General features: G+C 68.6%; 10 protein-coding genes. 5 read left to right on the top strand and 5 right to left on the bottom strand.

The window, feature by feature from the left end; all coding sequences use genetic code 11:
- Positions 1–203: 203 nt before the first annotated feature.
- Entirely contained in the window at positions 204–551 is a 348-nt protein-coding gene (locus H4F99_RS06395; protein ID WP_182668901.1) for a ComEA family DNA-binding protein, read from the bottom strand.
- Between the two features lie 181 nt (positions 552–732).
- Between H4F99_RS06395 and H4F99_RS06400 the strand changes: the two genes are divergently transcribed.
- Positions 733–2,226, top strand: coding sequence for a M20 family metallopeptidase (locus tag H4F99_RS06400; RefSeq protein WP_182669107.1), 1,494 nt, complete (start codon positions 733–735; stop codon positions 2,224–2,226).
- Positions 2,227–2,283: 57 nt separating this feature from the next.
- Here the strand turns inward: H4F99_RS06400 and cysN are convergent, their stop codons facing one another.
- The 3 genes from cysN to H4F99_RS06415 are packed head-to-tail and all read right to left on the bottom strand — an operon-like array spanning position 2,284 to position 5,888.
- Positions 2,284–4,179, bottom strand: coding sequence for a sulfate adenylyltransferase subunit CysN (gene cysN, locus H4F99_RS06405; RefSeq protein WP_182668902.1), 1,896 nt, complete (start codon positions 4,177–4,179; stop codon positions 2,284–2,286).
- Complete coding sequence (gene cysD, locus H4F99_RS06410; protein ID WP_182668903.1) at positions 4,179–5,087, bottom strand: sulfate adenylyltransferase subunit CysD; 909 nt, start codon at positions 5,085–5,087, stop codon at positions 4,179–4,181. The genes cysN and cysD overlap by 1 nt, the downstream gene beginning before the upstream one ends.
- A 48-nt stretch (positions 5,088–5,135) precedes the next feature.
- Positions 5,136–5,888, bottom strand: coding sequence for a sulfite exporter TauE/SafE family protein (locus H4F99_RS06415; RefSeq protein WP_182668904.1), 753 nt, complete (start codon positions 5,886–5,888; stop codon positions 5,136–5,138).
- Between the two features lie 184 nt (positions 5,889–6,072).
- Between H4F99_RS06415 and H4F99_RS06420 the strand changes: the two genes are divergently transcribed.
- Genes H4F99_RS06420 through H4F99_RS06430 form a run of 3 tightly spaced genes read left to right on the top strand, consistent with a single transcriptional unit; the run spans position 6,073 to position 10,373 of the window.
- Entirely contained in the window at positions 6,073–7,905 is a 1,833-nt protein-coding gene (locus tag H4F99_RS06420; protein ID WP_182668905.1) for an assimilatory sulfite reductase (NADPH) flavoprotein subunit, read from the top strand.
- A 21-nt stretch (positions 7,906–7,926) separates the two neighbouring features.
- Positions 7,927–9,627: an assimilatory sulfite reductase (NADPH) hemoprotein subunit gene (cysI, locus tag H4F99_RS06425; RefSeq protein ID WP_182668906.1), complete on the top strand. Its 1,701-nt coding sequence runs from the start codon at positions 7,927–7,929 to the stop codon at positions 9,625–9,627.
- The gene (locus tag H4F99_RS06430) at positions 9,624–10,373 is read left to right on the top strand and encodes a phosphoadenylyl-sulfate reductase (RefSeq protein WP_182668907.1); all 750 of its coding nucleotides are present in this window, start codon (positions 9,624–9,626) and stop codon (positions 10,371–10,373) included. The genes cysI and H4F99_RS06430 overlap by 4 nt, the downstream gene beginning before the upstream one ends.
- 69 nt (positions 10,374–10,442) lie before the next feature.
- On the opposite strand, the gene H4F99_RS06435 is transcribed toward H4F99_RS06430, so the two are convergent.
- On the bottom strand, positions 10,443–11,429 hold the full coding sequence (locus H4F99_RS06435) for a LysR family transcriptional regulator (RefSeq protein WP_182668908.1): 987 nt from the start codon (positions 11,427–11,429) through the stop codon (positions 10,443–10,445).
- A 218-nt stretch (positions 11,430–11,647) separates the two neighbouring features.
- On the opposite strand from H4F99_RS06435, the gene cysG reads away from it, so the two are divergent.
- Positions 11,648–13,075, top strand: a complete 1,428-nt coding sequence (cysG, locus tag H4F99_RS06440) for a siroheme synthase CysG (RefSeq protein ID WP_182668909.1) — start codon at positions 11,648–11,650, stop codon at positions 13,073–13,075.
- Positions 13,076–13,097: the final 22 nt, after the last annotated feature.

The raw sequence follows: 13,097 nt of genomic DNA on the forward strand, positions 1-13,097 counted from the left end.
ACGGTGGCGCTCCCCGCCCCAACGCGGCCCACCGGAGCCCATGACCGCCTCCGAACCCGGGCCGCCCGATCGCGAGTCCTTCCGCGACGGGCGGTGTACCTCCATGTCCGGGGACTCCCCCCGACTCCTCCGGGCCTCCAGCCCTGACGGTCGCCCCTCCTGCCTCCTTGCAGGACGGACAGGCGTTCCTCCGCCGGCAACGCTCACGGCGTGACCGGCACGATCCGGGGCAGCACGCCACCAGAACCTGCAGGACGCCGCGCCGCGGAGCTGCCGACGTCTATCCGGTCCCGGTTCTTCTCCACCGTCTTGAGGCCGATGCCGCGGACGAGTACCAGTTCCTCCGCGCTGCGGAAGGGGCCGTGGGCGTCGCGGTAGGCGATGATGGCGGCCGCCTTGGCCGGCCCGACGTTGGTGAGCACGCGGTCCAGGGTCTGCGCATCGGCCGTGTTGATGTCGACGCGTTCCCCCGCCACGCCCGCGCCGGTCAGGACACTGAATGCCACCAGCAACGCCAGGCCCACGGCCCTGAGAATCTGCTTGTAGCGCATGGCGGCACTCCTCTGGCGACGTCCCGCGTTCCGGGCCACCACAGTCTCCCGCTCGACCACACCGGCGGGTATCGGCAGTCGGCTCGCCGGGACTGCGCTTTCCACGCGTTCATCTGTAGGAAAAGTCCTACCCGGCGGGATCGCTAGAATGGTGGAAATCCTTAACCCAGAGGCCAGCCCCATGGATGCCAGCCAGGTCGAACGTTTCGTCGCCCGGAAATGGGACGACGAGATCGTCCCCGAGCTCATCGAATACATCCGCATTCCCAACAAGTCGCCGATGTTCGATGCCGACTGGGTGGCACACGGTTACATGGAGGACGCCGTCAAGCTGATGGTGACCTGGGCGGAGGCGCAGGACATCCCCGGGATGCAGCTGGAGGTGGTGCGCCTGGAAGGACGCACGCCCCTCATCTACATCGACATCCCCGCGTCCGGCGGCGGCAGCGAGGACGACTGCGTCCTCCTTTACGGCCACCTGGACAAGCAGCCGGAGATGACCGGCTGGGACGAGGACCTGGGCCCCTGGACGCCCGTCCTGCGCGGCGACCGGCTGTACGGCCGCGGGGGCGCCGACGATGGCTATGCCATCTTCGGTTCGCTGACCGCGATCAAGGCGCTGCAGGAGCAGGACCTGCCGCACGCACGCTGCGTGGTGATCATCGAAGCCTGCGAAGAGTCCGGCAGCTACGACCTGCCCGCCTACGTCGACCACCTCGCCGACCGGATCGGGCGGCCTTCGCTGGTCGTGTGCCTCGATTCCGGCTGCGGCAACTACGACCAGCTGTGGTGCACGACCTCGCTGCGTGGCCTGGCCGGGGGCAACCTGACGGTGGAGGTGCTGGACGAAGGCGTGCACTCAGGCGATGCGTCCGGCATCGTGCCCTCCAGCTTCCGGCTGTTGCGCCAGCTCCTTTCGCGCATCGAGGACGAGAAGACCGGCCGCATCCTGCTGGATGGGCTGCACGTGGAGATCCCCGCCGAACGCCTGGAGCAGGCCGACCGCGCCGCATCGGTGCTGGGCGACGAAGTGTTCGCCAAGTTCCCGCTGCTCGAAGGCATGACGCCGATGAACGACGATCGCGCCGAACTGGTACTCAACCGGACATGGCGACCGGCGCTCTCGATCACAGGCATCGGCGGGATCCCCCCGCTGGATTCCGCGGGCAACGTCCTCCGGCCGCAAACCTCGGTCAAGCTCTCCCTGCGCCTGCCGCCGACCCTGGACGGCGCCGAAGCCGGCGCATTGCTGAAACACGCCTTGCTGCACGATGCGCCGAACGGCGCGAAGGTTTCGCTGAACCTGGAGAAGGCGTCCACCGGCTGGAATGCACCGGAGATGTCGCCTTGGCTGGCCACGGCCATCGAGGAGGCCAGCCAGGCCTTCTACAAGGCGCCCGCGATGTACATGGGCGAAGGGGGTTCGATCCCGTTCATGGGCATGCTCGGGGAGAAGTTCCCGGGCGCACAGTTCATGATCACGGGGGTGCTGGGCCCGCATTCGAACGCGCATGGACCCAACGAGTTCCTGCACATTCCGATGGGCAAGAAAGTCACCGCCTGCGTGGCGCAGGTCATCGCGGCGCACCAGCGCGCGAGTGCGCGTGGCGAGACCCGGGGAACGCCGGTCGCTGCGGACAGCGGCACGCGTCACGGCGACCACGGCTGCTGTTGAAGCATCCCGCGCAACGGGACCGGGGCATGGTTCCCGGTCCCGATGCCTGTCCCGGCTTCAGCCCAGCAGGCGCTGGACGACCCGGTCGGCCAGCCGTTCCGCATCCTCGGAGACCGTGTCGAGCACCAGCTCGGCCTGCTCCGGGGCCTCGTAGGGCGAGTCGATGCCCGTGAAGTTGGGGATCTTCCCCGCGCGCGCCTTCGCGTAGAGGCCCTTGACGTCGCGCTGCTCGGCCACCTCCAGCGGCGTGTCGACGTGCACCTCGATGAACTCGTCCGCGTCGAACAGCTCGCGCGCCAGGCGCCGCTCGGCTCGGAACGGCGAAATGAAGCTGACCAGCACGATCAGGCCTGCGTCGGTCATCAGCTTCGCGACCTCGGCCACGCGGCGGATGTTCTCGACCCGGTCCTCGTCGGTGAAGCCAAGGTCCTTGTTCAGGCCATGGCGCACGTTGTCGCCATCCAGCACGAAGGCGTGGCGACCCAGGGCATGCAGGCGCTTGTCGACCAGGTTGGCGATCGTCGACTTGCCCGAGCCGGACAGGCCGGTGAACCAGACGCAGCGCGCAGCCTGCCCCTTGCTGGCCGCGCGGGCCGCCCGGTCGACATCGACGTGCTGCCAATGGATGTTGCCCGCCCGGCGCAGCGCGAATTCCAGCGTCCCGGCGCCCACGGTGGCGTTGCTCATCCGGTCGATGATGATGAAGCCGCCCAGGCTGCGATTGTCCGCATAGCGCTCGAACGGGATCGGCTGGTCGAGATGGAGGTTGCACAACCCGACTTCGTTGAGATCCAGGTGCCGGGCCGCCAGCTCATCGCGCGTGTTGACGTCCACCTTGTGCTTGATGTCGGTCACCGTGGCACTGACCTGGCGCGCACCGATCTTGAACCAGTAGGGACGGCCCGGCAGCAGCGGCTGCTCGCCCATCCACAGCACGTGCGCCGAGAACTGGTCGGACACCTCCGCCGGACGGCCGGCACTGGCGATGACGTCGCCGCGGCTGACATCGAGCTCGTCGTCCAGGGTCAGCGTGATGGCCTGGCCGGCGATGGCCCGGTCCAGGTCACCCTCGGCAGTGACGATCCGCGCGACCTTCGATCGACGCCCCGATGGCAGGGCCACCACGGGATCGCCCGGGCGAACCTCGCCGGCGCATACCGTGCCCGCGAAGCCACGGAAATCCTGGTTGGGACGGTTGACCCATTGCACCGGCAGGCGGAAGCCGATGTCGTTGCCCGCGCGTGAAACGTCCACCGTCTCCAGGTACTCCAGCGCACTGGGACCGTCGTACCACGGGGTGGACGACGAGCGCCCGATCAGGTTGTCGCCCTTGAGCGCGGACAACGGCACCGCCTGCACGTGCGCGATCCCGAGCGCGTCGGCGAGCGCGCGGTAGCCGTCGACGATGGCATCGAAGACGCCCTGGTCGTAGTCGACCAGGTCCATCTTGTTGACGGCCAACAGCACATGCCGGATACCGAGCAGGGACACGATGTAGCTGTGCCGGTGGGTCTGCGTGAGCAGGCCCTTGCGTGCATCCACGAGCACGACCGCGACGTCCGCCGTCGACGCGCCGGTGGCCATGTTGCGGGTGTACTGCTCGTGGCCCGGGCAGTCGGCAACGATGAACTTGCGCCTTTCGGTACTGAAGAACCGGTACGCAACGTCGATCGTGATCCCCTGTTCGCGCTCGGCGGACAGGCCGTCGACGAGCAGGGCGAAATCGATCTCGCCGTTTTGCGTGCCATGGCGCCGGCTGTCGGACTCCAGCGCCGCCAGCTGGTCGTCGAACAACCGCTTGGTGTCGTGGAGAAGACGGCCGATGAGCGTGCTCTTGCCGTCATCGACACTGCCGCAGGTGATGAATCGCAGCAGGCCCTTCGTCTCGTGCTGCTCCAGGTAGGCGGCAACCGCTGCGGCGGCATCCTGTGTGCCGGTATCGTGGGCGCCCATCAGAAGTACCCCTCCTGCTTCTTCTTCTCCATCGACGCGGTCGGGTCGTGGTCGATCACCCGGCCCTGGCGCTCGGACGTGGTGGACACCAGCATCTCGGCGATGATCTTCTCCAGCGTGTCCGCCTCGGATTCGATCGCGCCGGTGAGGGGGTAGCAGCCCAGCGTGCGGAAGCGCACCTTTCGGGGCTGGGGCACCTCGCCCTCGAGGAGCGGCATGCGTTCGTCGTCGACCATGATCAGCGCGCCTTCACGCTCCACGACGGGCCGGTCCGCCGCGAAGTAGAGCTGGGGCACCGGGATGTTCTCCCGATAGATGTAGAGCCACACGTCCAGCTCGGTCCAGTTGGACAGCGGGAACACGCGTACGCTCTCCCCCTTGTTCACGCGCGTGTTGTAGACGTCCCACAGTTCGGGGCGCTGCGCCTTCGGATCCCAGCGATGCTGGGCGTTCCGGAAGCTGAAGATGCGCTCCTTGGCACGCGACTTCTCCTCGTCCCTGCGCGCGCCGCCAATCGCTGCGTCGAACTTGCCATGGTCGAGGGCCTGCTTGAGGGCCTGCGTCTTCATGACGTCGGTGTGCACCGTGGCGCCGTGCGTGAACGGTCCGACACCGTGAGCCACGCCCTCCGGGTTGGTGTGGGTGCGCAGTTCGACGCCCGTCTCCACGGCGCGACGGTCACGGAACGCGATCATCTCGCGGAACTTCCAGCCGGTATCGACATGCAGCAGCGGGATGGGCGGACGTGCCGGTGCGAAGGCCTTCACCAGCAGGTGCAGGAGCACGGAGCTGTCCTTGCCGACGGAGTACAGCATCACCGGGTTCTGGAACTCCGCCGCGACTTCGCGAAGGATGTGGATGCTCTCGGCTTCGAGGCGATCGAGATGGGACAGCTCAAATGACGGCATGATGGAGATTGCGTTGGATCATGAAGGGGAAACTCTCGACATCGTGACTCAGATCAGTCCGAAGTGCTTGAGCAGGGTCCGCGCGCTGAGCGCGATGACGACCAGGCCCACGAGCACCAGCATGGGCTTCGGGCGCACCCGCTTGACCAGCCAGGCGCCCAGCGGAGCCGCGGCGACACCCCCGATGGCCAGGCCCAGGATGACGTCCCAGTGGGACAGGCCCAGCGTCAGCAGGAACATCAGCGATGCCGTGAGGGTGACGAAGAATTCGACCGCATTCACCGTGCCCACGGTCAGGCGGAAGCCGTTGCCGCGCGCCAGCAGGTTGCTGGCGACGATCGGGCCCCAGCCCCCACCGCCCATCGCGTCGACCAGGGCACCGAAGAACCCCAGCGGGGCAGTATGACTGGTTACTTCGCGGGTTGGAAAGGCCCTGAATGCCTTGATGATGATGATGAGCCCCATCGCCAGCAGATAGCACGCAATCCAAGGTCGCATGGCATCTCCCGGCAGACTCGAGAGCAGCCAGGCACCTATCGCCGCACCCGCGATGGCGGGTAATAACAGACGCTTGAACAGTTGCTTGTCGATGTTCCCGAACGCATGGTGCGACGTTGCTGACGCCCCGGTGGTGAAGCACTCGGCGGCATGCACCGTGGCGCTCGTCACCGCCGGGGGCACCCCCATGCCCAGCAACAGGCTGGACGCCGTCACCCCATATGCCATCCCCAGCGCGCCGTCGACGAGCTGCGCGGCGAAGCCGATCGCGATGTAGTACAGCAGCTCGGGCGGCAGTTCCATGGCACTCGCGGCGCTCTCGGAAGGCGGAGGAAGGGGCGTGATGTTGCGATGCGGCAGTATCCGGACCTCCCCCACCCGCCGGAAGTTCGAGAATGGCATAACCGCATAACCAGCCATCCTTTCCGCTTGCGCGGGGGCCTACCTAGGCTGCAGGCATCGAAGGAACCCGTGCAGGGCCGTTGCCATGTCCGCCACCCCCGCCCCGCTGCCCGCGCCCCTCACCGACGCGCAGGCCGGACTGTTGACCCAACTGACCGATGGCCTGGATGGCGCCGGCTTGTGGTGGCTGTCCGGCTACGCCGCTGGCCTGGCCCGCGGGCAGGCCCGCCCGGGCGGCCCGGCGGCCGCTACAGCGAGCCCCGCGGCGCCTCCCGCCGCCTCGTCCACCCTCACCGTGCTCTACGGGAGCCAGACCGGCAACGCCCGGCGACTGGCCGAGAAGCTCGCGGCGCAGGCGGAGTCGGCCGGTATCGCGGTCCGCCTGTTGCGTGCCGATGCCTACCCGACCCGCGAGCTCAAGGACGAGAGGCAGCTCTACATCGTCATCAGCACCCAGGGCGAAGGCGATCCGCCGGACGACGCCCTGGGCCTGGTCGAGTTCATTCGTGGACGCCGTGCCCCGAAACTCCCCGCGCTGAAGTTCGCGGTGCTGGGCCTCGGCGATTCCAGCTACCCGCAGTTCTGCGAGATCGGCCGCGTGCTCGACGAACGCCTGGCCGAGCTCGGCGCGACCCGGCTGTTCGCACGCGGCGACGCCGACCTGGACATCGACACGGTCGCGACGCCCTGGCTGCAGCAGGCCGTCGAGGAAGCACGCGCCCTTGCCGCCCCGGGTGCACCGGCCCACAGCGCCACCGTGACGCCGCTGCGGCCCCATCCGGTCGCGCCTGCACATGACCGTGACCGCCCCTTCCACGCCGAGCTCCTGGCCGGCCACGCGCTGAGCGCATCCAGCGGCCTGCGTTCACCGCAGGGCCGCGATGTCCGCCACTTCGAGATATCGCTGGAAGGCTCCGGGCTGCGCTACGAACCCGGCGATGCGCTGGGCCTATGGCCCGAGAATCCACCGCTGCTCGTCGACGAGGTGCTGGCCACGCTGGCGCTCGATGGCGAGGCACCGGTCAGCCTGTCCGGGGAAGAGCGCCCGCTCCGCGAGTGGCTGTCCACCCGACGCGAACTGACCCGCCTGTCCCGGCCTTTCCTGGCCGCCCATGTCGAACGCGGCGGCGAAGCTTCGCTGGGCGCCCTGCTGGAGCCGGAACGTCGCGAGGAGCTGGCCCAGCTGTTCGATCGCCTGCAGGTCGTCGACCTCCTCCAGCGGCACCCCACCCGCTGGGATGCCGGCTCGCTGGTCGCCGCGCTGCGCCCGATGACCCCGCGCCTGTATTCGATCGCGTCCAGCCAGAAGCAGGTTGGTGATGAAGTCCACCTGACGGTGGCCCACGTCGAGTACGCGTTCGAGGAACGTACGCGCTGGGGCACGGCCTCCAGTTTCCTTTCGCGAGCCGCCGAGGGCGACCGGCTTCCGGTCTACATCGAGCCGAACGAACGCTTTCGCCTGCCCGCGGACGCGTCACGCGACATCATCATGGTCGGCCCCGGCACCGGCGTCGCACCGTTCCGCGCCTTCGTGCAGGAGCGCGCCGAAGTCGGCGCGAGCGGCCGCAACTGGCTCTTCTTCGGAAACCCGCATTTCCGCACCGATTTCCTCTACCAGCTCGAATGGCAGCGCGCGATCCGGGACGGCCACCTGCACCGCATCGACCTCGCGTTCTCGCGTGACCAGGCGCACAAGGTCTACGTGCAACAGCGTATCCGCGAACAGGGGCGCGCGCTGTACGACTGGCTGGAGAACGGTGCGCATTTCTATGTGTGCGGCGCGATCGGCATGGGCAAGGACGTGCACGCGGCCCTGCTGGACGTGGTCGCCGAACACGGTGGCAGGTCCCGCGAGGATGCCGAGGCCTACCTCGCCCACCTCCAGCAACAGGGCCGCTACGCCCGCGACACCTACTAGGCATCACCAGGAACACCTGCAATGAGCACGCATTCGGTCGAAGACATCAAGCGCGCCAGCATCGGACTGCGCGGGAGCCTGCTTGAGAGCCTCGCCGACCCGTTGACCGGGTCGCTGCGCGAGGACGACCAGACCCTGATCAAGTACCACGGCAGCTACCAGCAGGACGACCGGGACGTGCGCGAAGCCCGTCGCGTCGCGAAGCTGGAACCGGCGTACAGCTTCATGATCCGCACCCGTACGCCGGGTGGCGTGGTCACGCCCGCGCAATGGCTGAAGCTGGACGCGATCGCGACGACCTTCGCCGAACGTGGCCTGCGCATCACCACCCGCCAGGCGTTCCAGTTCCACGGGGTGATCAAGACCGAGCTCAAGTCGACGATGCAGGCCATCAACGCCGCGCTGATCGACACGCTGGCCGCCTGCGGCGACGTCAACCGCAACGTGGCGGTGTCCGCCAACCCCTTGCAGTCGGACGTGCATGCGGAGGTGTACGCACATGCCGCCGCGGTGTCAGAGCACCTGCTGCCGAACACCCGTGCGTACTACGAGATCTGGCTGGACGAGGAGCAGGTCGCGGGCGGCCCGCAGGTCGACGAACCGGTCTATGGCGAGACCTATCTGCCGCGCAAGTTCAAGATCGGCTTCGCCATCCCCCCGTTCAATGATGTCGATGTGTTCGCGCAGGACCTGGGCTTCATTGCCATCGTCGAGGCAGGCAGAGTCATCGGCTACAACGTCGCCGTCGGCGGCGGCATGGGTGCGACCCATGGCGATGCAGAGACCTATCCTCGGCTGGCCAACGTGATCGGGTTCGTCCCGGTCGATGCACTCAAGGCCGTCGCGACCGCGGTCGTCACCGTGCAGCGGGACTGGGGCAATCGTACCGTGCGCAAGCGTGCGCGCCTGAAGTACACCATCGACGACCATGGCCTCGACAACTTCAAGGCGGAAGTGGAGAAGCGCGCCGGCATCACCCTGGAGCCGGACCGTCCCTGGGCGTTCGAGCACAACAACGACCGGTTCGGCTGGGTGGAAGGCGAGGACGGGCGCTGGCACCTGACCCTCGCGCTGCCTGCCGGCCGCATCGTCGACGACACCCAGGTGCGCCACCTGTCGGGCCTGCGCGAGATCGCCCGGGTGCTCGATGCGGCCAACGAGGGCGCGGAGTTCCGCATGACCGCCAACCAGAACCTCGTCATCGCAGGCATTCCCGCCGCGCGCCGCGATGCCGTCGACGCGCTGGTCGCGGTGTACGCGCTGGACGCCCACCGAAGCGCCACGCCGCTCCAGCGCGATGCCATCGCCTGCGTGGCACTTCCTACCTGCGGCCTCGCCATGGCCGAGGCCGAACGCTACCTGCCTGAACTCACCGGGCACATCGACGCATTGATGGCGCGACACGGCCTGGCCGATGCCCCGATCAACCTGCGCGTCAGCGGCTGCCCGAACGGCTGCTCCCGCCCCTACCTGGGCGAGATCGCGCTGGTCGGCAAGGCGCCCGGTCGCTACAACCTGATGCTCGGCGCGGATCACCGTGGCCAGCGCATCAATACCCTGCACCGCGAGAACATCGACGAAACGGCGATCCTCGCGGAACTCGATTCGCTGCTGGCGCGCTACGCCAAGGAACGCGGCACCGACGAAGGCTTCGGTGATTTCCTCGTGCGCAACGCGGTGGTGGCCTACGACCATCCCTCGCACTACGAGGTGACCGCATGAGCCCCCCCGATCCCGTCACCGCCGCCGAATCGCCCCGCGCGCTGTCCGAGCTGAACCACTGGCTGGGTCGCCTCGATGCCGCCGACCGGATGGCCTGGGCGCTGGAAAACACGGCCGGCAGCCATGCCCTCTCCTCGAGCTTCGGCGCACAGGCCGCCGTGTCCCTGCACATGGCCACGCGCGTGTCCCCCGACATCCCGGTCATCCTCGTCGACACCGGCTATCTCTTCCCCGAGACGCATGTGTTCATCGGCGAACTTCGCGAACGCCTGGCGCTGAACCTCAAGGTGTTCCATCCAGACCCCGCGCACGCCTGGACCGAGTCGCGCGTGCGTCGCCTGGAGTCCCTCGGCATGGAAGCCATCGACGACTACAACCGCGTGCACAAGGTCGAACCGATGCAACGCGCGCTGGCCGCGCTCGGCGTGCGGACCTGGATCGCCGGCCTGCGCCGCGACCAGTCACGGAGCCGCGCGGCGATCGACTTCCTCGAACTGAAGGACGGCCGCTGGAAACTGCACCCACTGGCGGACTGGAGCGATCGCGATGTCTGGGACTACCTCAACCGCCACGACCTCCCCTACCACCCGCTCTGGCACGAGGGGTATGTATCGATCGGCGACACCCACAGCACGCGGCCCCTGGAGGCCGGGATGGCGGCAGAAGACACCCGGTTCTTCGGCATGAAGCGTGAGTGCGGCCTGCACTTCGACGCCGCGCCGGGCCGCGTGACCGAAGCCGCCTGAGGCTTCCCGGCCGCTATCGGCGTCAGCGACCGCAGGTTCCGGCCTGCCAGGCGGTACGGCCCCGGGCCTTCATTGCGTCACCGACTGGCTGAGCTCCACCCAGCTCGGCGGTGCCGGCCAGTTGGCCTCGGCGTTGCCGTCCAGCACGCGACGCAGGTCGTGACGATCCAGTTGTGGCGCGATCGCGTGGATGAGTTCAAGGGCATAGTCGCGCGTGACCCGCGAACGCGGGAGTACCGCCCACGCCGTGCATTCCGGGATCGCCGCGGGGGCCGGAAGCGCAACGAGATCACCGTCGTCGGCGCCGGCCAGTGCCATCTCCGCCAGCAGGCCAACCCCCATCCCGGCGCGCACGTAGGTCTTGATGAGGTCGGCGTCGCGCGCGGTCATGGCGAGCTGGGGCTCGACGCCCTCGCTTGCGAACGCGCGACGCAACGATGACTCAGGCCGGATCGAGGATTCGTAGCTGACCAGGGGGTGGCGCGACAGCTCCACCAGGCCCGGCGCGCGGGAGAGCCGGGCCAGCGCATGCGACTTCGGTACGAGCACCATCCGCTGCCACCGGAACAGCGGGATCGCGATGCCGGCGTCGGGCACCTGCCCGGCGGTGCTCAGCACGGCGAGATCGGCACTGCCATGCGCGAGTTGCTCCAGCACCTCTCCGTCGGCGACCGGTTCGAGGTGCACGCTGATGCGTGGATACTCGCGCTTGACCGCCGCGATCGCCGCAGGCAGCACATGGCGTGCCTGCGTATGGGTCGTGGCCAGCACCAGACGGCCCACGTGCTCGCCACGCTCGTTCGCCGCATAGGCCCGGATGTTGGCGGCCTCCTCGAGGATCCTGCGGGCATGCTGGAGGACCTTCTGGCCGCCCGGTGCGATCGACTCCAGGCTCCGGCCGCGGCGCACGAACAGCTGGAAGCCCAGCTCTTCCTCGAGCTGCTTGAGCTGCTTGGACAGGCCGGGCTGGGTTGCGTGCACGCGCTCGGCGGCCAGCGTGATGTTCAGGCCCGAGTCGGCGATGGCGACGAGATAACGGAGTTGGGTCAGGGTCATCGGTCTACGAAGTCCGGGCCGGGCGGCAGGTCGGCTACCGCCCCGGGACGATCGCGACCGCCCCGGGAAAACTAGCCCATGCCTTCCACCCCGTCCAGCGCACGGGCGCGCCCACTTATGACCCGTGGGCATGATCAGCGCGCGATTGCTCATTTCCTCGCGGGCGCGGCAGCCCCTAGCGTGGCAATCCCGACACACGTCCGATGCATCGCACCGTCATGCCTGCCCCGCTGTTCCCGCTGTTCACCGATCTCGACGGCCGGCGCGTGCTGGTGGTGGGGGGGGGCCTGGTCGCGCGTCGGAAGATCGACGCATTGCTGGAGGCCGGCGCGCGGGTGGCGGTCGGCGCCCCGGCGCTGGAGCCCGCGGTCGCGGATCTCGTCGCCACCGGCCAGGTCGAACACCTGCATGGGCGCTTCGATCCGAACTGGCTCAACGAGGCCTGGCTGGTCATCGCCGCCACCGACAGCCGCACGGTCAATCGGGCGGTGGCGGTGGCAGCGGAAGCACGCCGTGTCTGGGCGAACGTCGTCGACGACGCCGAGCTGTCCAGCGTCCAGGTACCGTCACGCGTCCAGCGCGGCGACCTACAGGTCGCAATCTCAAGCGCAGGTGCCGCGCCCATGCTGGCGCGGCACCTGCGCGAACAGCTGGAAATCCAGCTTGATGAGTCGATGGGTGCCCTGGCCACGCTGCTGGGACGCGAGCGCCAGCGCATCCGCCGCCACTTTCCAGACATCGCGGCCCGACGAGCCTTCTTCGATCGCCTCCTCGCCGGTCCGGTACCGGCCCTGCTCCGCCGGGGCGACGCGGAGGGTGCCCGCCGCGCGTTCGAATCGGAACTGCAGGATTCACCCGCCGCCGCGCCGGGTCGGGTCCTGCTCGTGGGCGCGGGCCCCGGCGATGCCGGCCTGCTGACCCTGCGCGGCCTGCGTGCCCTGAACCAGGCCGACGTGATCCTGTACGACCGCCTGGTCAGCGAGGAGGTCCTGGCGCTGTCCCGCCGCGACGCGGAACGCATCGAGGTCGGCAAGCAGGTGGGCGGGGACCACGATGCCACCCAGGACCGCATCCATGCGCTGATGGTCGAACACGCCCGCGCCGGCCGCTGCGTGGTGCGCCTGAAAGGCGGCGATCCCTTTGTCTTCGGCCGCGGGGGCGAAGAGCTCGAAGTCCTCAAGGCGCACGGGCTCGACTTCGAGGTCATCCCCGGCATTACCGCTGCCGTTGCCTGCGCGGCCTATGCCGGCGTTCCCCTGACCCATCGCGAACATGCGCAGTCCGTGAGGTTCCTGACCGCGCTGGGCCGCGAAGGCCACGATCCCATCGACTGGCCTGCGCTCGCCCAGGAGCACCAGACGCTGGCCTTCTACATGGGGGTGGGCCACCTGGCCCGCCTCCGCGACCGGCTGGTCGAACACGGGCGTGATCCCGCGACCCCCTTCGTGCTGGTGGAGAATGGCACGCGTACCGGCCAGCGCGTGGTGGCCGGCACGCTTGCTGACCTGCCCGAAACGGCGGCTGCGTTCGAGGTCAAGGCACCCGCGCTGCTGATCCTCGGCGAAGTGGCCGGCCTGGCGGGCACGCTCCACTGGTTCGGCGCCCCGCCCCTGCGCCACGATGCAGCACTCGCCCGCGCTGCGTGAGCCGCCGACCGACATCCCTTTT

This window comes from Marilutibacter penaei, from assembly GCF_014145395.1.
GTDB classification, from domain to species: domain Bacteria; phylum Pseudomonadota; class Gammaproteobacteria; order Xanthomonadales; family Xanthomonadaceae; genus Marilutibacter; species Marilutibacter penaei.